Origin of the sequence: Nocardia suismassiliense (genome assembly GCF_900269665.1) — a bacterium.
In the GTDB taxonomy this organism is placed as follows: domain Bacteria; phylum Actinomycetota; class Actinomycetes; order Mycobacteriales; family Mycobacteriaceae; genus Nocardia; species Nocardia suismassiliense.
This window is the reverse complement of the sequence record NZ_LT985361.1, coordinates 3,977,152-4,001,197: the sequence shown is the minus strand read 5'-3', so window position 1 is coordinate 4,001,197 and position 24,046 is coordinate 3,977,152. Positions and strand designations below refer to the sequence as shown.

Below are 24,046 nucleotides of genomic sequence, written 5' to 3'. Positions count from 1 at the left end.
CGCTCCGCACCGTCGGGCGCATCGCACCGGTTCAGCTGCTGCACAACAGATTCAACGACATCTACGCATCCGCTGAACCGACCTGAGTGATCTTCCGGTTGCCGAGGCGGGACATCAGGTCCTGGTGCAGGATGCGCAGTAGGTCGGTCAGGTCGGCCTGCTGTTCGGGGGTCAAGCCGGAGAGCAGATCTGCTTCTCGGCCCAGGACCTGGTCGACCAGTCGTTCGACGAGGTCGTGGCCGGCCGGGGTGAGAGCGACGACGACTGCGCGGGAGCCGTCGTCCAGGGGTGAGCGGGTGACCAGGCCTTCGGCTTCGGCCCGGGCTACTCGCTGGGAGATGGCGCCTGCGGTGAGCATGGTGTGGTCTTGGAGTTGGCGGGTGGTCAGGCGGTAGGGCGGGCCGCTGCGGCGGAGCACACTGAGCAGGTCCAGGGTGGCGGTGTCGGCGTGCTCGGCGGCGAGCACTCGGCGGCGGTCGTCGCCGAATAGCTTGGCCAGGTGCCAGATTCGGGTTACCACGCCGATGCCGTCGACCGGCGTGCCCGGGCGCTCCCGCCGCCAAGCCAGGGCGATCGCGTCGACGGGATCGTTCTCGTCCATGCCACTCCTCAGTTGCGTTTAGACCTAAACAACGGCTACGTTTAGGTCTAAACATACCCGATGAAGGAGAGTCACATGGCACGGAACATCGTGGTAACCGGCGGAGCCACCGGCATCGGCCGGGCTATCGCGCACACCTTCGCGGCGGAGGGCGACTCGGTGGTGATCACCGGGCGCCGGGCCGAGCCGCTGCACGCCACAGCCGCGGAACTCGGCGCGACAGCCTACGTCTGCGACGCCACCGATCCGGCGCAGATCGAGACGCTGGTCGACCAACTCCCCCGCGAAATCCACGTGCTCGTCAACAACGCGGGCGGCAATACCGACTTCGACCTGAACGCGCCGGCCGATCTGCGGAGCCTGGCCGCCGCCTGGCGCGCCAACCTGGACGCCAATCTGATCAGCGCCGTGCTGATGACCTCGGCGCTGCGCGACCGGCTGACGAATCCCGGCGCCGTGGTGCACATCGGCTCGATCGCCGCGGACAAAGGCGCGGGCGCCTACGGCGCGGCCAAAGCCGGACTCGCCTCGTGGAATACCCAACTGTCCGCCGAGTTGGGCCCGCTCGGCATCACCGCGAATGTCGTTTCGCCCGGCTACATCTCCGACACCGAGTTCTTCCGCGACAAATTGACCGACGAACGGCGCGCATCCCTGATCGCCGCCACCCATACTCGCCGCCCCGGCGTTCCCGACGATATAGCCGCCGCGGTGCACTATCTCGCCTCACCCGCCGCCCGGCAGGTAACCGGTCAGGTGCTCGCGGTCAATGGTGGCGAACGCACCACGCGGTAAGCCCGCCGATACCCGCGCCGCGCGGAGAAAGGCGGGCAATGGGGTCGATACAGGCATTACGGAAACCGAGGATTAGCATGATCGAGCTGGTAACGGTGGATTTGCCGATCCCGAGGTGGTTCGATGACGAAAGCTGTTCCACGGCCTGTTGCGCTGGGCGATGATGCTGCCCGGACACTGGCTAATGCCACGAAAACCGTTCCGCAGATGGAGTCGATCACCCCACGGTGGTTGGTTCATCTGCTGAACTGGGTTCCTGTCGAGGCCGGTATCTACCGGCGCAACCGGGTAACCCACGAACAAACCGTCGATATTCAGTGCGATAACTTCGACGAGTCTCCGCTGCCGGAGACATTTATCGACTACGAACGCGACCCGCGCGAGTATCGACTCAAAGCGGTGCACACGATTCTCGACGTGCACACGCGCGTTTCAGATTTGTATTCGAGCCCGCACGACCAGATTGCTCAGCAGTTGCGGCTCACCATCGAAGCGATCAAAGAGCACCAAGAGGGCGAGCTGATCAACAGCCCTGACTATGGGCTCATCGCGAATGCCGCGAAAAAGCAGCGGCTGGCGACGATCGCCGGACCGCCGACGCCCGACGATCTCGACAATATGATCACGAAGGTGTGGAAAGAACCCGGGTTCTTCCTTACTCATCCGCAGGGCATCGCGGCCTTCGGCAGGGAATGCACCCGGCGCGGTGTGCCGCCGCCGACGGTGAGCATGTTCGGGTCACAGTTCCTGACCTGGCGTGGCATTCCGATCATTCCGTCGGACAAGGTTCCGGTGGATCGCGGCAAGACCAAGTTCCTGCTGATTCGCACCGGCGAAGCCAGGCAGGGCGTGGTCGGTCTCTATCAGCCCGGCCTGGCCGGCGAACAGGGACCGGGTCTTTCGGTGAAGTTCATGGGTATTGATCGCAGCGCGATCGCGTCGTATCTCGTGTCGCTGTACTGCTCGCTGGCGATTCTGACCGACGACGCGGTAGCAGTGCTCGACGGAGCCGAGGTGGGCAAGTTCCATGACTACGCACCGACCTACCGGAGCTGACATCTCGCGCCCATCCGACGATGGCGGCGCCGAGTGGATGCTGCCGGACGAGGCGACGCTGAATCGCCTTGCCGGAGCCTTCTTCTCGGCGCTGCCGTCGGCGTCGGCGGGACTCCCCGCCGCACCGATGGGCCCGAGTGTGGCACAACCGGATCTACCGACCTCCCCGCCGAACGTGCCGGTACCGTCTCCGGTGCCGACGGCGACGGCGGTTGGTGCACCCGGGTTTTCGGGCGCGCCGCACCCAGGTGGACATCCGCCGGTGACGGCAACGTCAGGCGCACAGGAGGTTTCGGGCACTACGCCCGGTGGCCGCACGGCGGAACCATCTGTCCCGGGTGTGTACGGCACTACTGCCCCTGGCGGCCGCACATCATCAGGTGCACAAGGGCTTTTGGGCACCACACCGCCCGGTGGCAGCACACCTGCGCCGTCGGTGCCGGGTTGGGGACGCGACGTGCCGATGGCCGACGCGGCGGGACAATCCGCGCACCCACCGGTCAGTACCTCGGGCATCCACAACGACCCGTTCTTGACCGCGATACCGTCGTTGCGCGAAGTGCTGTCGCCGCAACGTTTTCCCGAACCCACGTCGTCCGCGACACCGAGCTTCTACTTCCTGGATGCGCCGACATCAACGGGCACCACCGCGCCGACCTACCTGCCGGACGCGCACCCACCGTTCGACGTATACGCGGTGCGCAACGACTTCCCGATCCTGCGGGAACAGGTGAACGGCCATCCGCTGGTGTGGTTCGACAACGCCGCGACGACGCAGAAGCCGCGGTCGGTGATCGAGCGCATCACCCGCTTCTATGAGCACGAGAACTCCAACATCCACCGGGCCGCACACGAATTGGCGGCGCGCTCCACCGACGCCTACGAGCAGGCCCGCGACATCGTGGCCCGGTTCATCGGCGCGTCCTCGGCCGAGGAGATCATCTTCGTCCGCGGCGCCACCGAGGGCATCAACCTGATCGCACAGACCTGGGGCCGCAAGAACATTCGCGCAGGCGACGAGATCATCATCTCGCACCTGGAACACCACGCGAACATCGTCCCGTGGCAGATGCTGGCCGCCGAGACCGGCGCGCAGCTGAAGGTCATTCCGGTGGACGACAACGGCGAGCTGCTGCTCGGCGAATACACCAGGTTGCTGTCCGATCGAACGAAACTCGTTTCGGTGACGCATGTCTCGAACGCCCTCGGCACCATCACCCCGGTGCGCGAGATCGTCGCCGAGGCACAGCGCGCCGGGGCGGTCACCCTCGTCGACGGCGCCCAATCGGTCCCGCACACCAGCATCGACGTGCGCTCGATCGGCGCCGACTTCTTCGTGTTCTCCGGGCACAAACTGTTCGGGCCCACCGGAATCGGCGTGGTCTACGGAAAATCCGAGATACTGCAAGACGTTCCACCGTGGCAGGGCGGCGGCAACATGATCAGCGACGTCACCCTGGAGCGTTCACTGTTCCAACCGCCACCGGGACGTTTCGAGGCGGGCACCGGCAATATCGCCGACGCGGTCGGGCTCGGCGCGGCCATCGAATACGTCGAACGTCTCGGCATGGACGCCATCGCGCGCTACGAGCACCACCTGCTCGAGTACGCGACACCCCGGGTCGCCGCGGTGCGCGGGGTCCGGCTGGTGGGCACCGCCGCCGACAAGGCGAGCGTGCTCTCCTTCGTCATGGACGGTTACGAGCCGATCGAGGTCGGCCGGGCGTTGAACGAGCAGGGCATCGCGGTCCGCGCGGGTCATCATTGCGCGCAACCGATCCTGCGCCGGCTCGGCCTGGAGGCGACGGTGCGTCCGTCGTTCGCCTTCTACAACACCTGCGCCGAAATCGACCGGATGGTAGCGGCGCTCGACCAGCTCGCGGCTCGTTCGCCGCGGTGATCCCCCGCCAGTCCTTTACGTCAGCCGCCCACCCATACAGCTGACGTAAAGGACTGGGCACCAGCGACAGTCACTCAGTACGGCTTCGCCTGACCCGACCACCGCGAATTCAGTGTCCCGGATAAGCGCGCAGGGAAGGAGATCTGCTGTGGATTACCGTCGGAGGTGTAACGCTGCTGCGGATCCGCGGCGAGCCGGTCCAGCCAGTAGGTGGAGTCGAAGTCGACCGGCGTTGCGCCCGAACGGATTCGGGGCACCGCCGTGGGATCGAGGTCACCGTAGTGCGACGGCGCCGGGTTCGAGCCGACCAGCATCACGCCCTCGAACGCATAGTTCGTGCCGTCCCAGCTACCCGCCGTGGCCAGGGCCCGGTCGGCCGGGGAAATGCCGAGCGGCAACGCCATTGTCCGTACCCGACCGGGCGCCGCCGACCCGATGGCGCGCACGTTGTCTGCCAGCTCGCGTTGGACTCCGGTGCTGTCCAGCTGGGCGAGGTTCGCGTGGCTCGCGGTGTGCGCGCCGATCTCGTAACCGTGTTCGGCCAGCCAGGACAGCGCGCGCGGATCATTGCCGAACGGCTCATTGTTGACGTAGAACGTTGCGGTGGGCGCGAAGTCGGGATGCTCGGTGCGGAACTGTTCGAGGATGCCGATGGCGGTGTCGGGCGCGACCTGACCGTCCGCGGTGAAGGTGAGCTGGCTGAGGGTGGAGTCGTCGAAGGTGAGCACCACCGGATGGGTGCCGGCCGGGAGGTCGACGGCGCCGGAGATGTACGCGGCGGCGGTCACCGGACGGTAGTTCTCGCGATACAGCCGATCGAGCTCAGCGCGGAATTTGGCTGGCGTCTGGTCGTATTCGCTGTCCGGCGCGGCCGCCAGCTGGTGGTACATCAGTATCGGCACGACGCCGAGCTCGTTGGCGCCCACCGCGGCGGGATCGGGCGGCGGACTGCTCGCGGGCGGCGGCGTTTCCGCTAGCGCACGCTGTGGATCGACTGGTTCGGCGTCCGCCGTGCAGGCCGCGGCCGTGCACACCAGCACCGACAACATAACTCGAACACCGTAGGTCGCGTTCATCGCCACCGCGCGAACAGTACGGGAGCGCGACCATTTCGTTGCACATGAAACACCGGCAAAGTAGCGACGGCCGCGGGCCGAACCCGCGATAGTTGATCATCTTCGGACGAAAGTTGGTGTGCGCGTTGCTAGAAAGACTAGGCGTTACAGGACACCGGCGGTTGGCGGCGGTCCTGGTTATCTCAGTCTTATCAATTCTTGTCGCTTCTGTGACCCTCAGCTGGGTGCGTACCGAACCCAAGGGCTTGAGCCTGGCCGGCCTCCCGAACACGCTGATCGGCGCGACTACCCTGTCCGCCACGACATTGCGGGTGGACGCGGGTGAACACGACCCCGCCGCTATGCGACTCGAGCTCAATGGTGCGCCGGTCGCCGGCACCGTCGAAGGCAATACCGTGGTGTACCGCCCCGGCGCACTGCCCGATGGCGAGCACAAATTCACCGCCGAGATCCCGCCGAGCGTGCTGGGCTTCCTGCGCACCGGCCCCGGCGTATCCAAGACATTCACGGTGGACAACGAGCCACCGGCCCTGGAACTGACCCAACCCGCGGGCGTGACTTCCTACCGCCAGCCGGTTACTTTGCGCGGCAAGGCAAAAGGCGCCGAACGCGTCTCGGTCGGCGCCCAGTCGGTGACCCCGGCCGCCGACGGCGCGTTCGAGATAACCCTGCCCCGGATCCAGACCGGCGCCGAGGTCGTTGCCGTCGACGGCGCGGGAAACCGAACCACCGCGGCGATCACGGCAGCGGTGGAACAGCCCAAGATCAAGGCGGTCCACGTGACGGCATACGGCTGGGCGGACGACGGGCTGCGCGAGGATGTGCTGGCCATGGCCCGCGACGGACGCATCAACACCGTGCAGCTCGACATCAAGGACGAGGACGGCGTCGTGGGCTACGACTCCCAAGTACCGCTCGCCCGGGAGTCGGGCGCGGTCACCCCGATCTACGACGCTCCCACGGCATTGCGGCAATTACACGACATGGGCATCCGCGTAGTCGGCCGGATCGTCGCTTTCCGGGACAAGACGATGGCCGAATGGGCCTGGCAGACAGGGCGTTCCGACTGGGTCGTGCAAACCCCCTCGGGTCAGCCGTACTCCAGCAAGTACGGCCCGATCGCCTTCACCAACTTCGCGAACCCCGAGATGCGCAAATACAACATCGATCTCGCGGTCGAGGGGGCGAAACTCGGCTTCGACGGCATCATGTACGACTACATCCGGCGTCCGGACGGCGCACTGTCGCAGATGCATTTCCCCGGCGCAACGGTGTCGCCGACCGTCTCCATCGCCGAGTTCCTCAGGGAGAGCCGCGATCCGGTGCGTGATGCGGGCGCTGATCAAAGTGCCGCCGTGTTCGGCATCGCCTCCACCCGTCCCGATCAGATCGCCCAGGACATTCCGCTGATGTCCAAGTACGTCGACTACATCGCCCCCATGGTGTACCCCTCCCATTGGAACCCCGGCGAATACGGTGTCGCCAACCCGAACGCCCAGCCCTACGACATCACCTTCCGGTCGTTGCAGGACTTCCGCACCCAAACCCAGGGCACCGGCGCCCAGATCGTCCCGTGGTTGCAGGACTTCAGCCTGGGCGTGAACTACGGACCCGCCGAGGTGCGTGCGCAGATCGACGCCGCGAACGACGCGGGCGTCAACGGCTTCTTCCTCTGGAGCCCGACGGTGCGTTATCACCTCGCGGGCCCCTCGGACTGACCCGAGCGCACAGGTGCGAACGGCCCAGGCGCGGCGCAGGCCTGGGCCGGCTACCTGCAAAAATATAATGTGAACGACCGATCGGTTATGATGAATAAGCATGACCACACCTCACGTGACCGGCGCGGTTACGCTGGTGTGGTGAACGTTGAAGTGACGCGCCTACCGGGTATCGGTGTGCGCAAGGACTTTCCGGTCAAGGGCGGTCGCCGCCGGATCGGGGTCATCGATCACAAGGACGGCACGATCTATCTGATCGTCAGCAAAGCCGACAATCCGGAAGCCACGGATCAGATTCCGCTGTCGGCGTCGGAGGCGGCCGCGCTGGCCAACTTACTGGGCGCCCCGCAGCTGATCGCGCAGCTACGGGACGAGCACCGCGAGTTCGACGGCGTGAATACCCGGCAGTTGCTGATTCTCGATGACTCCCCCTATGCCGGCCGCCCGCTCGGCGATACCGAGATGCGCAGCCGGACACGGTGTTCCATCGTGGCGATCATGCGGGGCGGTGCGGTCATCCCCTCACCGGGCCCGGACTTCGTCTTCGCCGCAGGCGACCTGCTGGTGGTCGTCGGTACCGCCGAGGGGCTGGAAGCCGCCGCCAAAATCCTCACCGACGGCTGAGCGGTACCTTCAGCCGCTGAACACGTCGAACACTTCCTCCGCCCGGTCCCGGCTGCGGTACATATCCCAGGCCGTGTCGGCGAGCCGGTCGGGATCGAGGGTGTGACCGTTGGGCGATCCGTAGCGGTCCGGATCGGCCGTCACCATGCTGTGGATATCCCCGCGTTCGATGAGACCGCCGATGGTGAGGGTGCCCGCGTAGACGCCACGGTCGGCGAGGGCTGCATGCAGCGTGACGGCGTAGTTGCGCAGCGCGGCGGAGGGCAGCGCCAGGTGACCGAGCATGGGCATCGGCCGGACGCTGGAGAGCCCGCCCGCGAAGAGCAAGGCGCCGGAACCGCGGTCCAGCATGGCCGGGAGCACGTCGTGCACCATGTCGACGGCCGGCCAGATCCAGTCGAACGCGGATCGCGCTGTATCGGCGTCCATTTCGGTCAGTGGAACGGGGTGATGCGCCGGAGCCGGTCCGTAGTAAGCGAGTTCGATGTCGCCTTCACTCGCTATGTCGGCGACAACCGACTTCAGGCGAGCCCGGTCGGTGACGTCGGCCGCGTGGGCGGTGGCGTCGACACCTTGCGCGGCAAGGTCTTTCAGATAGCCCTCGTGGCGTGCGTCGTTGCGCGACACCAGCGCGACCCGGAATCCCTCGCTGCCGAATCGCCGCGCCATGGACATGCCGAGTCCGGGTCCGACGCCGATGATCACGGCCGTGGGTGTGCTGGACATACGATCTCCTGTTCCTAAACTGAGGGGCCCCTCGATTTAAAAACCTAGCACGAAATCGAGGAGCCCCTCGACTTTTGTAGGATGGTCACCATGACCAAACCGTTGCGCCGCGACGCGGCCCGCAATCGCGAGAAGCTGTTGCGGGAGGCCGCGGGTGTGTTCACCGAGCAAGGGCTCGACGGTTCACTGGAGGAGATCGCGCGCCGGGCCGGGGTCAGCATCGGCACGCTCTACAACCACTTTCCGCACCGCGACGCGCTCATCGACGCACTGCTGCCCGCCCGGCTCGCCGCGATGGAAGACTTCGCCGCGCGAGCAGCCGCCGAACCGGACGCGTGGCTGGCATTCAGCGGCTTCATCGAGGAGCTGCTGGACCAGTTCACCGCCGACCGCGGGCTGCTCGAGGCCTTCACCGGTAACCATCCCGCCGCCGCCCAGCTCACCGAGGCCTGCCACCGCGGCATGTCACACCTGTCGACGCAGCTGCACCGGGCCAGGCAGGCGGGTGCGGTGCGCGCCGACGCGACCGACGACGACGTGGTGCATCTGGTGTGGGCACTGTCGCTGCTCGGCGAGGCGACCGGCTCACCCGCATGGCGCCGCTGCCTGCAACTGGTCCTAGACGGCCTGCGCCCCACCGACCCACCGACGCGATAGGACCGATACCGTGCCATATGCCAAGGCCGCCAATGGAGTTCGCCTCGCGTATCAGATTGCGGGCGAGGGCGCACCGCTGTTCCTGCTCGCCGGGCAAGCCAACAACCACCACTGGTGGGACGGCATCCGGGAAGACTTCGAAACCCGATATCGCACCGTCACCCTCGACTGGCGCGGCACCGGCGACAGCGACAAGCCCGACGAGCCTTACAGCACAGCGGGTTTCGCCGACGACGTGGTCGCGGTGCTGGATGACCTGGGCATCGAACGCGCCGCGGTGTACGGCACGTCGATGGGTGGCCGGGTCGCGCAATGGCTGGCCGCCCGCCATCCCGAACGGGTGCACGGCCTCGTCCTGGGCTGCACCTCCCCCGGCGGCAGACACGGCATCGAACGCGGTCCCGAGATTCGGCGGTCGCTCGTTCAGCCCGACCAAAACGCAGCCGATCAGGCCCTGCTGGAACTGATGTACACCCCGGAGTGGCTCGCGCGCACGTCCGGCCCGTACAACACCGTCGGCGATCCCACCATGCCCGCCTACGCCAAACGACGGCACCTGATGGCCAGCAACCGGCACGACGCCTGGGATGTGCTGCCGGACATCGCAACTCCCACCCTGATCGTGCACGGCACCGAGGACCGCTTCAATCCGGCGGCGAACGCGCCGCTGCTCGCCGAGCGCATCCCGCACGCTCGCATGCGGTTGATCGCCGGCGCACGGCACGCCTACTTCGACGAATTCCGTGCCATCGCAAGCCCGCTCGTGCTGGACTTTCTGGACGAGGTCGGCCCGTAACGCCAGCCGCGGCCCGACTTCTGACATTGATTTCGCCGAAAGTCTTGACGCGGGCAACATCCCGGAGTTACTATTCCCACAGAGGAAAACATTCGAAGTGGCTCTCCCATGTGCCCGATTATCGAATGCCTATTGTGCTGCCGCGAATATGCGAGTAATTTGATGCGTTGCGCTGGCTGCCTCCTGTCCGACCCCACGAACCAATCCGTTGTGATCACCACCGATACCGTGGTCCTCACTTCCTATGGTGTGCGAGTTCCGTTCGGGTAGGCGATCACACGCAATTCATCAGCATGAGGTCGTGGAAGGACGCACCGTGTCAGTCTCCCCGCACCAAGCCACCCACAACGCCCAGGTCATCGCCGGTGTCCCCGGCGCACCGAAGCGGGTGTCTTTCGCCAGAATTCGTGAGCCGCTCGACGTTCCGGGGCTGCTCGACCCCCAATTCGATTCATTCCAATGGCTGATCGGCGCGCCGCAGTGGCGGGCCCGCGCCGCCACCCGCGGCCAGGACAACTCGGCGGGCGGCCTCGAAGAGGTGCTCGCCGAGCTCTCGCCGATCGAAGATTTCGCAGGCACGATGTCGCTGTCGCTGTCCGACCCGCGATTCGAAGAGGTCAAGGCCTCCGCCGACGAGTGCAAAGACAAGGACATGACCTACGCGGCGCCGTTGTTCGTCACCGCGGAGTTCATCAACAACAACACCGGTGAGATCAAGAGCCAGACGGTCTTCATGGGAGATTTCCCGATGATGACCGACAAGGGCACGTTCATCATCAACGGCACCGAGCGCGTCGTCGTCTCGCAGCTGGTTCGTTCGCCGGGCGTCTACTTCGACCACTCGGTCGACAAGACCACCGAGAAGGACCTGCACAGCGCCCGGGTCATTCCGTCGCGCGGCGCGTGGCTGGAGTTCGACATCGACAAGCGCGACACGATCGGTGTGCGCATCGACCGCAAGCGTCGTCAGCCGGTCACCGTGCTGCTCAAGGCTTTCGGCTGGACCGCGGAGCAGATCGCCGAGCGTTTCGGCTTCTCCGAGATCATGATGTCGACGCTGGCGAAAGACCACACGACCGGCACCGACGAAGCGCTGCTCGACATCTACCGCAAACTGCGGCCCGGCGAACCGCCGACCAAAGAGTCCGCGCAGCACATGCTGGAAAACCTGTTCTTCAAGGAGAAGCGCTACGACCTGGCCCGCGTCGGCCGCTACAAGGTCAACAAGAAGCTCGGCCTGCACATCGACCAGATGACGCTGACCGAAACAGATCTCGTCACCATCATCGAGTACCTGGCCCGCCTGCACCGCGGCGACAAGGCCATGAACTCGCCGGACGGCGTCGAACTTCCGATCACCGTCGACGACATCGACCACTTCGGTAACCGACGTCTGCGCACCGTCGGCGAGCTGATCCAGAACCAGGTCCGGCTCGGCCTGTCCCGCATGGAACGTGTTGTGCGCGAACGGATGACGACCCAGGACATCGAGGCGATCACCCCGCAGACCCTGATCAATATCCGCCCGGTGAGCGCGGCGATCAAGGAGTTCTTCGGCACCTCGCAGATGTCGCAGTTCATGGACCAGAACAACCCGTTGTCCGGGCTCACCCAGAAACGCCGCCTCACGGCGCTCGGCCCGGGTGGCCTCTCGCGGGAACGGGCCAGCATCGAGGTCCGCGACATCCACTTCAGCCACTACGGCCGCATGTGCCCGATCGAAACGCCGGAAGGCCCGACCATCGGTCTCATCGGCTACCTCTCGGTGTTCGCGCGGGTCAACCCCTTCGGCTTCATCGAGACGCCGTACCGCAAGGTGGTCGACGGCCGGGCCACCGACGAGGTGATCTACCTGACCGCCGACGAAGAGGAACGCTATATCCGCGCCCAGGCCAACTCGCCGGTCGACGCGCAGGGGCGACTGGTCGAGCAGAAGGTCCTCGCGCGGCGTTTCGGTGACGAAGTCGAGTTCGTCTCCCCCGCCGAGGTCGATTACATGGATGTCTCACCGCGCCAAATGGTTTCGGTCGCGACGGCCATGATCCCGTTCCTCGAACACGACGACGCCAACCGCGCGCTGATGGGCGCCAACATGCAGAAGCAGGCGGTGCCGCTGATCCGTTCCGAGGCCCCCGTGGTGGGCACCGGCATGGAGCTACGCGCGGCCATCGACTCCGGCGACATGGTCGTCAACGAAAAACCCGGTGTGGTGGAAGAGGTTTCGGCCGACTACCTCACGGTGATGGCCGACGACGGCACCCGCAAGAGTTATCGCCTGCGCAAGTTCGACCGGTCGAATCAGGGCAACTGCGTGAACCAGCGCCCGATCGTCGACGAGGGCGCGCGAGTCGAAGCGGGGCAAGTCCTCGCCGACGGTCCGTGCACCGAGAACGGCGAGATGGCGCTGGGCAAGAACCTGCTCGTCGCGATCATGCCGTGGGAAGGCCACAACTACGAAGACGCGATCATCCTGTCCCAGCGCCTGGTCGAGGAGGACGTGCTCACCTCGATCCACATCGAAGAACACGAAGTCGACGCTCGCGACACGAAATTGGGCGCCGAGGAGATCACCCGCGATATTCCGAACATCTCCGATGACGTGCTCGCCGACCTCGACGAGCGCGGCATCATCCGGATCGGCGCGGAGGTGCGTGACGGCGACATCCTCGTCGGCAAGGTCACCCCGAAGGGCGAGACCGAGTTGACTCCCGAGGAGCGGTTGCTGCGCGCCATTTTCGGGGAGAAGGCGCGCGAGGTGCGCGACACCTCACTGAAGATGCCGCACGGCCAATCCGGGAAAGTTATTGGCATTCGGGTCTTTTCGCGCGAGGACGACGATGACCTACCGCCGGGCGTGAACGAGCTGGTGCGCGTGTACGTGGCGCAGAAGCGCAAGATCCAGGACGGCGACAAGCTCGCCGGTCGCCACGGCAACAAGGGTGTTATCGGCAAGATCCTGCCGACCGAGGACATGCCGTTCATGACCGACGGCACGCCCGTCGACATCATTCTGAACACCCACGGTGTGCCGCGCCGAATGAACATCGGCCAGATCCTCGAGACCCACCTGGGCTGGATCGGCAAAACCGGTTGGGAAGTCGAAGGCGCACCCGACTGGGCCGAAACACTGCCCGAGGAACTGCTCGCCGCACCCGCGAACAGCAATCTAGCCACGCCCGTATTCGACGGCGCGCGCGACGAGGAGCTCACCGGTCTGCTCGGCTCGACGCTACCCAATCGCGACGGCGAGGTGATGGTCGGTCCGGACGGCAAGGCCACTTTGCTCGACGGGCGCTCGGGCGAACCGTTCCCCTATCCGGTGGCGGTCGGCTACATGTACATCCTGAAGCTGCACCACCTGGTCGACGACAAGATCCACGCCCGTTCGACCGGCCCGTACTCGATGATCACCCAGCAGCCGCTCGGTGGTAAGGCGCAGTTCGGTGGTCAGCGCTTCGGCGAAATGGAGTGCTGGGCCATGCAGGCCTACGGCGCGGCCTACACTCTGCAGGAACTGCTGACGATCAAATCCGACGACATCGTGGGCCGGGTCAAGGTGTACGAGGCGATCGTCAAGGGCGAGAACATTCCGGAGCCGGGCATTCCGGAGTCCTTCAAGGTGCTCCTGAAAGAACTCCAGTCGCTGTGCCTCAACGTCGAAGTGCTGTCCTCGGACGGCATGGCGATCGAGATGCGCGACGGCGACGACGAGGATCTGGAGCGCGCCGCGGCGAACCTGGGCATCAACCTGTCCAGGAACGAAGCGGCAACCATCGAAGATCTGCCCGGCTGACCCCAGCCGCCGGACGCCGGGATCGAGCCGCGATGTGTATCGCGCCTCGATCCCGGTCAGTCCCCACCGCTCAGTCCGCAGACGTTGCTGCCGGTATCCGCATTGCCGCACTACTTCTGACATCCGCACGCGTGTCAGTTCGGCAAGTCGGTGTGCGGGAAACCAGACAGTGTGCGGCTGTCAGACGTGCACCGCGGCGATCGCGTCGACCGCTTCCGGATTCTTCGGCTTGGTCCGCGGCAGGAAGAACGCCGGCACCAGCGTGAGCACGGTCAGCACCAGCGCCACGATGTAGGTGTGGCTGAATGCCGTTGCGGCCTGGCTCAATCCGGTCTCCAGCACGCCCGGCGGCAGCTGGCTCGCGAACTCCGGGTTGGCGTTGGCCGCGATCGCCGGCTTGGCGAACTCCTCCTTGTTCAGGAAGTTGGTCAGCACCACCGAGATCACCGCGGTGCCGATCGAGCCCGCGGTCTGGTTCACGATGTTCATCAAGGTCGAGCCGCGGGCGACCTGCTGATGGCTCAGCGTCTGGATCGCCGCGGTCATGATCGGCATCATCGTGCAACCCATGCCCAGACCCATCACGAACAGCGCGCCGAGCATGATCGGGTACGAGGTGTCCACGCCGAGCTTGGTGAAGAACACCGTGCTGAACGCGATCAGCGTGATGCCGACCAGCACGATCTTGCCCGGCCCGATCTTGTCGACCAGCCGTCCGGCGACCGGCATGGTGATCATCGCGCCCAAACCCTGTGGGATCAGCAGCAAGCCGGCCATCAGTGCCGATTCGCCGCGGATCTGCTGCAGATAGGTCGGCAGCAGCAACGCCCCGCCGAAGAATGCGATGGCGAACAGCACCATGGTGAGCACCGCGAAGGTCAGCGCGCGGTTGCGGAACAGATGCAGATCGATCAGCGGATGTTCGGTGCGCAGCGCGTGGAAGACGAACGCCACCATGAGAACCAAGCCGATGATCGCCGGCAGCAACACCTTCGTCGCCAGCACCGTTCCCTCACCGGGAATGGACGAGACGCCGAACAGGAACAGCGCGAGCCCGGGCGAGGCGAGCAGCATGCCGAGGAAGTCGAACGACTCCGACGGCTCCGGCTTGTCCGCCGGGAATATCACCTGCGCCAAGACCAGCGAGATGATGCCGATCGGCACGTTGATCAAGAAGATCCACTGCCAGTGGAATTCGATCAGCCAGCCGCCGAGGATCGGTCCGCAGATCGGACCGAGCAGCATCGGCACCCCGAGCACCGCCATCACCCGGCCGACCCGCTGCGGGCCCGCCGCATGGGTCATGATCGTCATGCCCAGCGGCATCAGCATGCCGCCACCGATGCCCTGGATCACCCGGAACGCGATGAGCGACTCGATGTTCCACGCGGTGGCGCACAGCACCGAGCCGAGCACGAAGAACGTCAGCGCCGCCATGTAGAGGCGTTTCGTGCCGAACCGATCCGCCGCCCAGCCGGTCAGCGGAATGACGGTGGCCAGCGCCAATGTGTAGCCGGTGATCGTCCACGCCGCGATGGCGTAGCTCGTGCCGAACTCGGCTTGGAAAGTAGGCAGCGCGATATTGACGACGGTGATGTCGAGGATCGACATGATCGCGCCGAGCACGACCACGCCTGCCACCTTGAAGACCGCCGCGTCGAGTTTGTCGGCGGTCGGATCAGGCCCCGTAGCCTGAGTATCCGGAGGTTGAGTCACCGCTTCAGCGTTCCATCTCTTCGCCTCCTACACCAGCAATTTCTGGGTGGATTCAGCAGAACAGAATTCCAGGGCGGCGCGGGCGGCCGCTGTTGCCGCGGCACTTGCGGGGAGCAGCGGCAGGCGGACGGCCGGGCTCGGGATACGTCCTTCGGCGGCCAGGACCGCCTTGATGACGGAGGGGTTGGGTTCGGCGAAGAGGGCTGCGGACAGCGCGGCGAGGCGGTGGCTGATGGCGCGGGCCTCGTCGATCGGCCCATCACGCCAAGCTGTCACCAGGGCGGCGAACGAGGCGGTGGCGAGGGTCGCGGAGGCGAGGATGCCGCCGGTCGCGCCGAGGGCAAGCAGCGGTGCGGCGTACAGGTCGTCACCGGCGAGGACGGCGAAATCGCCTGGGCGCGTGCGCATCAGCTCGATGGTGGTGTCGTCGATGGCGCCGACGGCGTGTTTGACGCCGATGATGTTCGGCTCCGCGGCGAGCTCGCGCAAGGTGTCGGCGCCGAGGGTGCGGCCGGTGCGGTACGGAATGTTGTAGACGACCAGCGGGACCGGGCTGCTGGCCGCGAGGGCGCGGAAGTGGGCGAGCACACCGGCTTCGGAAGGGCGGGTGTAGTAGGGGACGACGGTGAGCGCGGCGGTGATGTGCGAGCTGAGGCCGGCGAGTGCGTCGATCGAGTCAGCGGTGCAGTTGGATCCGGCGCCGACGATCAAGGGGGCGTTGTGTTCTCGGCACGCGCGGGCGCAGATCTCGACGACGAGGTTGCGCTCGGCGGCGTTCAGGGTCGCGGTTTCCGCGGTGGTGCCGAGGGCGACCAGACCGGTCGCGCCGTCGGTGAGTGCCGAATGTGCCAGGCCCGCCAGTGCATCGGCCGCTAGCGCGCCGTCCGCGGTGAACGGGGTGACCAGGGGGACGAAGAGGCCTGCGAGCGTCATGAATACAAGCGTGACCTCGTTGAACCTTCAGGTCCAGTTCACGTTTCTACATTCGAGCATAAGGTGAACTGATGCTCGATATTCGGAAGTTGCGGCTGCTGCGTGAGCTGGCGCATCGCGAGACCATCGCGGCGGTCGCCGACGCGCTCGCCTACACGCCCTCCGCCGTCTCCCAGCAGCTCAGCGCGCTCGAACGCGAAGCCGGTGTGCCGCTGCTGGAGCGGACCGGGCGGCGGGTGACGCTGACCCCGGCCGCGCGCACCCTCGTCGAGCACGCGGAGACGATCCTCGCGGTGCTCGAGCAGGCCGCCGCCGACTTGGCCACCAGCCGCGCCGAACTCACCGGGACGTTGCGGATCGGCGCTTTCCCGACTGCCGTCCGGACGATCCTGTCCCCCGCGCTCGTCGCGTTGAGTCGCGACCATCCCGGGCTGGAACTGATGGTGACCGAACTGGATCCGGCGACCGCGCCCGCCGCGCTGCGGGCCGAGACCCTGGACGTAGCGCTGGTGCAGGAGTACGACTATGTGCCCGTCGAGCCGGATTCGGCGCTCGATACCGAGCCGCTGCTCGAGGAAACCATCTATCTGGCAGCGCTGTCCGACGCGTCGCTGGGCGCGCATCGCGAAACCTCGTGGATCGCAGGCACTCCCGACACGTTGTGTCACACGATGACCGTGCGTGCCTGTCAGGCAGCGGGATTCACGCCACACGTGCGTCATCACGCCGATGATTTCGGCACCGTGCTCGCGCTGGTCGCGGCGGGACAGGGGGTGGCGTTGGTGCCGGAGCTCGGCGCGTTGACGTGTCCGGCGGAGGTCACGCTGACGCCGTTGACGACGCGGCGGCGGACATTGCTGGCGTATCGGCGGGGCACCGGTGACCATCCGGCTGTTCGGGCGGCGCGCTCGGCGCTGCGCGCTTCGGTGGCGCAAGGTAGTGCAGCCACACAGAGCCGTGCGGCCGCGCAGGGTAATGCGACTGCGCAGAGCAACGCAGCCACGGAGAGCAATGCGGCTGTGCAGAGCAACGCGGTCGTGCAGGGCAGTGCGACTGCGCAGGGCAGTGCGGCCGCGCAGGGCAGTGCCGCCGGGTCGGCTCAGCGCAGCAGGTAGCGGCTGGTCGGTACGACGTCGATGTCGCGGTCGGCACCGAAAGTGGCCACGCTCTTCATCATTCGGCCGATTCGGCGCGTCAGTTCGGCATTGTCACCGGCACTGCCATAGAACGCGTGCGGGTCGGTGAGCGCTTCGATGGGGAAGAGTTCCTCTACGATCGCGGCGATGTCGGGGGCGTCGTTCGTGACGCGGTCGAGCACGAGATTCTGGACGTAGCCGAAGGTCGCCTGAGTGGTGATGGCGACTTCGGTGTGCTTGTCGCGCCAGCGATGCAGCCATTCGGTGTGCGGGAGCGTGTCCGGTCGTCGGAGAAATGCGAGGTTGGCCAGGCCCGGCGCCCGCTGGCCGAGCGGGACGGCGGGCGGCTCGATCGGGCGTGCTTCCTCGACGTGCCAGCCGGCGACCCGCTTCGCGACCTCAGCGAGAACTTTTGTGACGGCTTCGGTTTCGCGCGGTTCGGATATCCATGCGCTGACCACCGCGGCTACCGGCTCATCGAAGGTGGTCAGCCGGAGCATGGCGTTCGAGACCTCGGCGTCGGCGATGTTCACCTGTAGCGCAGTAGTTCCGGCGGCGGCCAATCGTGCGGTCAGTTCGTCGGCGAGCAGATCGCCGGCGTCCCAGAGTGCGAACATCACCTTCATCGCGCGGCCACTTTCTGTAACAGGTTTCACTTCTGCGCAGGGTAGCTCAATCCTGTCTCGATCCGCCCGTCTGCGGGTGCTCACCACTCTGACCTGGAGCAACGCCACCCGCACACGCGAGTGAATAGTCGCCTCTTCGCCGGGTAAACGGTCCGCATCGACCGAAGAGGGGTGGCCTGTGAAGACGATTTCGACCGACATTCCGGCGCGACTGGATCGTTTGCCGTGGTCGCGCTGGCACTGGATGGTGGTGATCGGGCTCGGGTCCGTCTGGATCCTGGACGGCCTAGAGGTCACCGTCGTCGGCAGCGTGGCGAGCCGGTTGTCCGAGCCGGGGAGCGGCCTGAACATCACGGCCGCACAGGTTTCCGGCATCGCGGCGGCCATGTACGTCGCGGGCGCGGGCTGTGGCGCGCTGTTCTTCGGTTGGCTCACCGACAGATTCGGCCGCAAGAAGCTGTTCTTGATCACCCTCGCCGTGTATCTCATCGCGACAGCGCTTACCGCAGTGTCGTTTTCGGTGTGGTGGTTCATCCTGTTCCGCTTCCTCACCGGATTCGGCATCGGCGGCGAATACGCGGCGATCAACTCCGCGATCGATGAGCTCATCCCGCGCAAATATCGCGGACGCATCGACATCGTGATCAACGGGACGTTCTGGCTCGGCGCCGTCGGCGGCTCACTGCTGTCCGTCGTCGCATTGAACACCAACCTGTTTCCGGCGAACATCGGCTGGCGCTTGACCTTTGCGCTGGGCGCCGTGTTCGGGCTGGTCATTCTGGTGGTGCGTCGTCACGTACCGGAGAGTCCGCGCTGGATGTTCATCCACGAGCGGGAGGACGCGGCCGAGCGGACCGTCGTTGACATCGAAAAGCAGGTGCGTGCCGACACCGGTCGCGAACTCGAAGATGTGTCGGATCAGCGCATCGAGATCCACCAGCGACGCACCATCAGCTTCCGCGAGATCGCCGCGGTGATGGTGCGGCACTATCCGCGGCGCAGCGTGCTCGGGCTCGCGCTGTTCATCGGGCAGGCGTTTCTGTACAACGCCATCACCTTCAATTACGCGCTCATCCTGTCGAAGTCGTTTCATGTGGCCGACGATCGGGTGGGTTACTACTTCGCCGTGATCTGCTTCGGCAACTTCCTCGGCCCGCTGCTGCTCGGCCGGCTGTTCGATACGATCGGACGCAAGCCGATGATCACGGGCTGCTACCTCGGCTCGGCGGTTCTCTTGTTCGGCACCGCATGGCTTTTCCAGGCCGGCGTGTTGTCGGCGGTGACGTTGACCGCGTGCTGGACGGCGGTGCTGTTTGTCGCGTCCTGCGGCGCCAGCGCGGCGTATCTGACGGTGAGCGAGATCTTCCCGATGGAGACGCGGGCCATGGCCATCGCGTTCTTCTACGCGATCGGCACCGTCGCGGGTGGTGTGGCCGGGCCGCTGGTGTTCTCCAAGCTGGCCGCCGAGGGTGATCCCGGCAAGACCGCGCTCGCCTTCGCCATCGGCGCCACCGCGATGTTCGCCGCCGGGCTGGTCGAGCTGGCTTATGGCGTACGGGCAGAGGGTCGTTCGCTGGAGGACATCGCGAAACCGTTGAGCGCCACCGCCGCGTCGGGTAATCCGACCCAGACTTCCTAAATTGTCTGAGACAATTTAGGATCGAGGCCAGTCACCCAGAAGGGACGCCCATGCCGCACGCTCCGACTCGGGCCTTCAACAGCCTCGTCACCTCCGGCTGGGATCGGCTTGCCCGGGTCTACAACACTCCCCTGGTTCAGCGAGTCGCCTACCAGCCGCCGCAGGACGAGATCATCGACCAGCTGCGGCGGGCCGGGATCCACCGGATCGCCGATGTCGGTTGCGGCACCGGCATTCTCGCGTCGCGCATCCAGCAGGAGCTGGCGGCCGAGGTGGTGTACGGCTGCGATGCCTCCGCCGGCATGCTCCGGCAGGCGAAAGCGCGTTCCCCCGAGGTGAATTGGATCAATCGACGGGCCGAAGACCTCGGTCTGCCCGACGGGGCGGTCGACGCCGTCGTCTCCACCCATGCCTTTCACTTCTTCGATCATGCGGCAGCGCTCGCGGAGTTCCACCGGATCGTCTCACCCGGCGGGCTACTCGCGATCGTCCTGAACAATCCGCGCAGTCGGTTCGCCCGATTGTTGCAGCCCCAGCCGATTCAGAACGTCGCCTACTTCCCCTCGCCTGCGGAGATGCGGCTGCTGGTGGAGAACGCGGGCTTCCGGGTCACCGAGCAGCGACCGGTACGCAGGCCCCTCCCGGACGCGCTGGTGCCCGATGTGCTGACTGTCGCCCGGCGGGCTTGATCGAGAATCACTGTGCCGCAACCCAGCTCGGCACCGCACTGGCGGACCCGAACGACTCGCCGGCACCGCTACCCCTAGGTCACGACACATTTGCTGGCCCTCGCGCCAACTCGGTGCGCCTTCCCGACGAGCTGTCGGTGTGCCGGGGTAATCTAATCGACCGGAACGCGCTGCCCCAGCCCCCGTCAGCCGACCGTTTTCAGTACCGATATCGGTCGAGGTGGAGAGGGGCAGGTTGTTGGATCAGTCTGTTGATGTTCCGGAAGTCACGCCGGAGGGCGGCGGCTTTCCCGCCGGGGGTCCGGCCGCGCTGGTGGGCGACGCCGGCGTCATCGGGCCCGAGACAGTGCGGCCGGTCGAGGAAGTGCTGGGCGCGGGCAGCGCACAAAACGCCGGGACGTTCCGTTTCTGGCTGGCCGACCAGCGTTGGGAATGGTCCGACGAGGTCGCGCTCATCCACGGCTACGAACCGGGAGTGGTGCGGCCGTCCACCGAACTGCTGCTGTCACACAAGCACCCCGAGGACCGCGAACAGGTGGCGAACACCCTCGCCCGCACCCTCGAAACCGGCGAACCGTTCTGCAGCAGACACCGCATCATCGACACCAGAGGCAGCGTGCACCACGTCCTCGTCGTCGGCGACGACATGGCCGACGACGACGGACACGTGATCGGCACCTCCGGGTACTACATCGACATCACCAACACGCTCGAAGAAGACCGCAGACAGACCCTCAACGGCGCGCTCCCCGAGCTGTACACCGCGCGGGCCGCGATCGAACAGGCCAAAGGCGTCCTGATGCTGATCTACGGCATCACCGCCGACCAGGCGTTCCGGGTGCTCACCTGGCGGTCCCAGGAGACCGGCACCAAACTGCGCACCCTGGCCACCCAGCTCGTTTCCGAGGTCAACACGCTCGACGGGCAGGTGGTCGAGCTGCGCACCCGCTTCGACCACCTGCTGCTCACCGTGCACGAACGGCTGTGAACTCAGCGGCGGCGATCCAGGATCTTGCTCACGTCGACGGTGCGGTCGACCACGGCGCGCGCAAGATCCGGTAGCCGGCCGCGCGTAGTGCGGGCATAGCCACGCAACGCGTCGAACGCGGTCTCCGGATCGAGGTCGCCGTGCGCGGCCAGAATCCCCTTCGCCTGCTCGATCACCACCCGGCTCTGCAGCGCCGACTGCAACTGCCCGTTGACCGTCCGGTGGCCCGCCAGCAGCCGAGCCTGCAAAATCGCGATACTCGCGATATCCGCCAGCGCCTGCCCCACCAGCAGATCGTCCTCCGTCATATGTCCCTCGCCGGTGCTGAACAGATTCAGCGCCCCCACCCGGTCCGCCCGCAACCGCAGCGGCAACGCATACACCGACCGAAAGCCCTCCAGCAGAGCCTGTTTCGCGAACGCAGGCCACCGGTCGCGCACCTCCTCCAGATCCTCGACAATGACCTGTTCGCTGTCGCGATACGACTGCACACACGGCCCGTCCTGCGCCTGGATCTGCAACAACTCCAGCCACCGCGTCGCCTCACTGGTCGAAGCCAGCACCTTCAGCTCCCCGTCCTCCCCCGCCAACAGCACGGCCGCGGTATCGACAGGTAGCAGGTCGACAGCCCGATCCAGCAGCTCCTGCACCACGTCCACCGGGTCATACTCCTCCACCAGCGAGTCCGCCAACTGCACAAACGCCTCGACCAGCCGCCGCTCCCGACTCATACCCGCCCTCTCCTTCCGGTCCGCCGACACCGCACGGCCCATTCGTACTATGCGTAATGCCCCCACTGCTCGCCACCAATCCGCCCCCCACCCCCCTCCTCCGTCACACCCCCTGCGCCCGACCATCTTTCACGCCCCACTCACCCCCCTCGCCACGCCGCTCACCAGGCGATTCGCTACCCCGGGGGTACCTGAGGTAATCTCTTCGAGCGCCCAGCAATGGGCGCGGAACGGGCTGTGGCGCAGCTTGGTAGCGCACCTGACTGGGGGTCAGGTGGTCGCAGGTTCAAATCCTGTCAGCCCGACCAAGAAAATCCCCTCTGACCTGCGGTCGGAGGGGATTTTCTCATTTGACGATCCGGAGTTGGGGACCATTTGGGGACCGTTCGCTGTCCATGGCCGCCAGCAGCTCCGGAATCTGCGGCCCGCCGTGCGGCGCGGTGAGGAACCTCGACAACAGATCGCCGTCGTTCTGCAACGCCTTGATGTCGGGGTGCAGATACCTCTGCGTAATCCGTGGGTCGGTGTGTCCGGCGATCTGCTGGAGTCGATGCAGCGGGACGCCGGCGTCGGCGAACCAGGTCAGGCCGGTGTGCCTGAGGTCGTGCCTACGCAGGTGTTCGTAGCCGAGCTTCGCAACGACCTCGTGCCAGTGCGTCGCCTTCCGGAGCACACCGGTTTGTATCCGGCCACCACGCGGGCCGACGAACAATCGCGCGTCCGGTCGACTGTTGGCGGCCTGGATCCGCTTGAGCACCAGCGGGCGGATGTTCTCGATGATCGGAATCCGCCTCGACCGTTTGCCTTTCGTGCCTTTGTCTTTCAGTCCGCCCGGACCGGGTGACGTCTGCCGACGCAGCCGCCAGACCCATTCCGTCGTGTCGATATCGTCGACCCGGCATCCGGAGACTTCTCCGATTCGCACCGCGGTGCACGCCGCGAAGATCACGACGTCGCCCCAGCCCCGGTAACCGTCGGCCGACGCGGCGACCAACGCGTCGGCGAGATTGGTCAGTGTCAGCCAGTCCGGGAGCGCGAGCGATCGGGGGTCATCGAGTTCGTCCTCGTATCGTTCGTACTGGCGTTGCCAACCGCTGACCTCGACTCGGTTCCGGTCGATCACTTCGTCACGGACTGCCTGGTCCAGCACGCGGGATAGCGCTGCCAAGCTGTTCTTTACTGCTGACTTGCTGACGCCGTCAGCGATCCAGCCCATGACTGCACGGTCGGCAAGGCCTGCGGTAATCATGGTGACCGGGATGTGGCCGAGTGCCGGTACTACGCGGCGGTTCCAGGCTGGTAAGTAGGCATCCCCCGCTGTCTTCTCTTCAAGTCCGCGCATGGCTGCGGCCCAGTTGTCGTCGCCGTAGTCCTTGAGCGTGGCGGTCGCGGCCTTCGGGTCGACACCGCGGGCTGCGGCACTTCGGATCTTGCTTACCCACTCCTCGGCTTCTTCGCGTGTGTCGAAGGCTGCCGACTTGGACGGCCGCGCCTTGCTGATGGGATCGGTCCATCGCACTCGTGCGCGGAATGGCGTGGCGCGGTTGCGTTCTTCGATGTCCGCTCGGATCTCTACCCCGAGCGGAATCAATCGAACTGGGTCGGTGCCCATCACGCCGCCGTCGGGTCGATGCGGTTGCGTTGGAGGTAGGCCAGAACGTCGGCGCCGAGATACCGCGTCACTCGATCGGATAGATGAACGAATGGCGGGCCTTGCGGTGGGCGGGCTGTGCGCCAGCGTCGCAGGCTCGACGGATCCACCTTGAGCACCGCGGCAACGTCTTCCGTTGTATACCAGGCGTTCTCGGTCAGCTCCCATACTTCTCGGGCGTTGGTGTCGGTCATG

Annotated in this window: 20 protein-coding genes, 1 tRNA gene and 1 pseudogene; 13 read left to right on the top strand and 9 right to left on the bottom strand. The window is 66.0% G+C overall.

The features are described 5' to 3' along the window. Nucleotides 1-61: 61 nt before the first annotated feature. On the bottom strand, nucleotides 62-601 hold the full coding sequence (locus DBO33_RS17915; protein ID WP_107656062.1) for a MarR family winged helix-turn-helix transcriptional regulator: 540 nt from the start codon (nucleotides 599-601) through the stop codon (nucleotides 62-64). Nucleotides 602-676: 75 nt separating this feature from the next. Between DBO33_RS17915 and DBO33_RS17910 the strand changes: the two genes are divergently transcribed. From DBO33_RS17910 to DBO33_RS17900, 3 genes are all read left to right on the top strand, one after another. Then, nucleotides 677-1,396, top strand: coding sequence for an SDR family NAD(P)-dependent oxidoreductase (locus tag DBO33_RS17910; protein ID WP_107656061.1), 720 nt, complete (start codon nucleotides 677-679; stop codon nucleotides 1,394-1,396). Nucleotides 1,397-1,519: 123 nt separating this feature from the next. After that, nucleotides 1,520-2,452 carry a family 2A encapsulin nanocompartment shell protein gene (locus tag DBO33_RS17905; protein ID WP_107656060.1) on the top strand — a complete coding sequence of 311 codons (933 nt, stop codon included), beginning with the start codon at nucleotides 1,520-1,522 and terminating at the stop codon, nucleotides 2,450-2,452. Between the two features lie 37 nt (nucleotides 2,453-2,489). Continuing rightward, nucleotides 2,490-4,352 (top strand): family 2A encapsulin nanocompartment cargo protein cysteine desulfurase, encoded by a 1,863-nt coding sequence (locus tag DBO33_RS17900; RefSeq protein WP_407670614.1) that lies wholly within the window; start codon nucleotides 2,490-2,492, stop codon nucleotides 4,350-4,352. A 74-nt stretch (nucleotides 4,353-4,426) separates the two neighbouring features. On the opposite strand, the gene DBO33_RS17895 is transcribed toward DBO33_RS17900, so the two are convergent. After that, on the bottom strand, nucleotides 4,427-5,428 hold the full coding sequence (locus DBO33_RS17895; protein ID WP_234391372.1) for a polysaccharide deacetylase family protein: 1,002 nt from the start codon (nucleotides 5,426-5,428) through the stop codon (nucleotides 4,427-4,429). Between the two features lie 224 nt (nucleotides 5,429-5,652). On the opposite strand from DBO33_RS17895, the gene DBO33_RS17890 reads away from it, so the two are divergent. Together DBO33_RS17890 and DBO33_RS17885 are read left to right on the top strand one after the other, a co-directional pair. Continuing rightward, nucleotides 5,653-7,146, top strand: coding sequence for a putative glycoside hydrolase (locus DBO33_RS17890; RefSeq protein ID WP_234390898.1), 1,494 nt, complete (start codon nucleotides 5,653-5,655; stop codon nucleotides 7,144-7,146). 141 nt (nucleotides 7,147-7,287) lie between these two features. After that, the gene (locus DBO33_RS17885) at nucleotides 7,288-7,770 is read left to right on the top strand and encodes a cation:proton antiporter regulatory subunit (RefSeq protein WP_199856678.1); all 483 of its coding nucleotides are present in this window, start codon (nucleotides 7,288-7,290) and stop codon (nucleotides 7,768-7,770) included. Nucleotides 7,771-7,779: 9 nt separating this feature from the next. Here DBO33_RS17885 and DBO33_RS17880 read toward each other — a convergent pair whose 3' ends face one another. Next, a complete protein-coding gene (locus tag DBO33_RS17880; RefSeq protein WP_107656056.1) occupies nucleotides 7,780-8,496 on the bottom strand; it encodes an SDR family NAD(P)-dependent oxidoreductase in 717 nt (238 codons plus the stop codon). 90 nt (nucleotides 8,497-8,586) lie between these two features. Here DBO33_RS17880 and DBO33_RS17875 point away from each other — a divergent pair, with 90 nt between their 5' ends. From DBO33_RS17875 to rpoB, 3 genes are all read left to right on the top strand, one after another. Next, nucleotides 8,587-9,153: a TetR/AcrR family transcriptional regulator gene (locus DBO33_RS17875; RefSeq protein ID WP_107660363.1), complete on the top strand. Its 567-nt coding sequence runs from the start codon at nucleotides 8,587-8,589 to the stop codon at nucleotides 9,151-9,153. A gap of 10 nt (nucleotides 9,154-9,163) precedes the next feature. Next, nucleotides 9,164-9,949, top strand: a complete 786-nt coding sequence (locus DBO33_RS17870; RefSeq protein WP_107656055.1) for an alpha/beta fold hydrolase — start codon at nucleotides 9,164-9,166, stop codon at nucleotides 9,947-9,949. Nucleotides 9,950-10,193: 244 nt separating this feature from the next. Further along, on the top strand, nucleotides 10,194-13,742 hold the full coding sequence (gene rpoB / locus DBO33_RS17865; RefSeq protein WP_107656054.1) for a DNA-directed RNA polymerase subunit beta: 3,549 nt from the start codon (nucleotides 10,194-10,196) through the stop codon (nucleotides 13,740-13,742). 180 nt (nucleotides 13,743-13,922) lie between these two features. Here rpoB and DBO33_RS17860 read toward each other — a convergent pair whose 3' ends face one another. After that, on the bottom strand, nucleotides 13,923-15,458 hold the full coding sequence (locus tag DBO33_RS17860; RefSeq protein WP_107656053.1) for a DHA2 family efflux MFS transporter permease subunit: 1,536 nt from the start codon (nucleotides 15,456-15,458) through the stop codon (nucleotides 13,923-13,925). A 27-nt stretch (nucleotides 15,459-15,485) separates the two neighbouring features. Further along, on the bottom strand, nucleotides 15,486-16,391 hold the full coding sequence (gene dapA, locus DBO33_RS17855; protein ID WP_107656052.1) for a 4-hydroxy-tetrahydrodipicolinate synthase: 906 nt from the start codon (nucleotides 16,389-16,391) through the stop codon (nucleotides 15,486-15,488). A gap of 71 nt (nucleotides 16,392-16,462) precedes the next feature. Between dapA and DBO33_RS17850 the strand changes: the two are divergent. Then, nucleotides 16,463-17,326, top strand: a pseudogene (locus tag DBO33_RS17850) (LysR family transcriptional regulator); the annotation flags it as partial. Between the two features lie 164 nt (nucleotides 17,327-17,490). Here the strand turns inward: DBO33_RS17850 and DBO33_RS42855 are convergent. After that, a complete protein-coding gene (locus tag DBO33_RS42855) occupies nucleotides 17,491-18,183 on the bottom strand; it encodes an EthD domain-containing protein (RefSeq protein ID WP_159080346.1) in 693 nt (230 codons plus the stop codon). A 148-nt stretch (nucleotides 18,184-18,331) separates the two neighbouring features. On the opposite strand from DBO33_RS42855, the gene DBO33_RS17840 reads away from it, so the two are divergent. The 3 genes from DBO33_RS17840 to DBO33_RS17830 all read left to right on the top strand — a co-directional run bounded on the left by DBO33_RS17840 (nucleotide 18,332) and on the right by DBO33_RS17830 (nucleotide 21,469). After that, nucleotides 18,332-19,792 carry an MFS transporter gene (locus DBO33_RS17840; RefSeq protein ID WP_107656049.1) on the top strand — a complete coding sequence of 487 codons (1,461 nt, stop codon included), beginning with the start codon at nucleotides 18,332-18,334 and terminating at the stop codon, nucleotides 19,790-19,792. A gap of 50 nt (nucleotides 19,793-19,842) precedes the next feature. Then, nucleotides 19,843-20,481 (top strand): class I SAM-dependent methyltransferase, encoded by a 639-nt coding sequence (locus tag DBO33_RS17835; protein WP_107656048.1) that lies wholly within the window; start codon nucleotides 19,843-19,845, stop codon nucleotides 20,479-20,481. A gap of 238 nt (nucleotides 20,482-20,719) precedes the next feature. Beyond that, nucleotides 20,720-21,469 carry a PAS and ANTAR domain-containing protein gene (locus tag DBO33_RS17830; RefSeq protein ID WP_107656047.1) on the top strand — a complete coding sequence of 250 codons (750 nt, stop codon included), beginning with the start codon at nucleotides 20,720-20,722 and terminating at the stop codon, nucleotides 21,467-21,469. Between the two features lie 2 nt (nucleotides 21,470-21,471). Here DBO33_RS17830 and DBO33_RS17825 read toward each other — a convergent pair whose 3' ends face one another. Then, complete coding sequence (locus DBO33_RS17825; protein ID WP_107656046.1) at nucleotides 21,472-22,200, bottom strand: GAF and ANTAR domain-containing protein; 729 nt, start codon at nucleotides 22,198-22,200, stop codon at nucleotides 21,472-21,474. 231 nt (nucleotides 22,201-22,431) lie between these two features. Between DBO33_RS17825 and DBO33_RS17820 the strand changes: the two genes are divergently transcribed. Then, nucleotides 22,432-22,508, top strand: a tRNA-Pro gene (locus DBO33_RS17820). Nucleotides 22,509-22,546: 38 nt separating this feature from the next. Here the strand turns inward: DBO33_RS17820 and DBO33_RS17815 are convergent. Further along, nucleotides 22,547-23,812: a tyrosine-type recombinase/integrase gene (locus DBO33_RS17815; protein WP_107656045.1), complete on the bottom strand. Its 1,266-nt coding sequence runs from the start codon at nucleotides 23,810-23,812 to the stop codon at nucleotides 22,547-22,549. Beyond that, nucleotides 23,812-24,045: a helix-turn-helix transcriptional regulator gene (locus tag DBO33_RS17810; RefSeq protein WP_107656044.1), complete on the bottom strand. Its 234-nt coding sequence runs from the start codon at nucleotides 24,043-24,045 to the stop codon at nucleotides 23,812-23,814. The genes DBO33_RS17815 and DBO33_RS17810 overlap by 1 nt, the downstream gene beginning before the upstream one ends. Nucleotide 24,046: the final 1 nt, after the last annotated feature.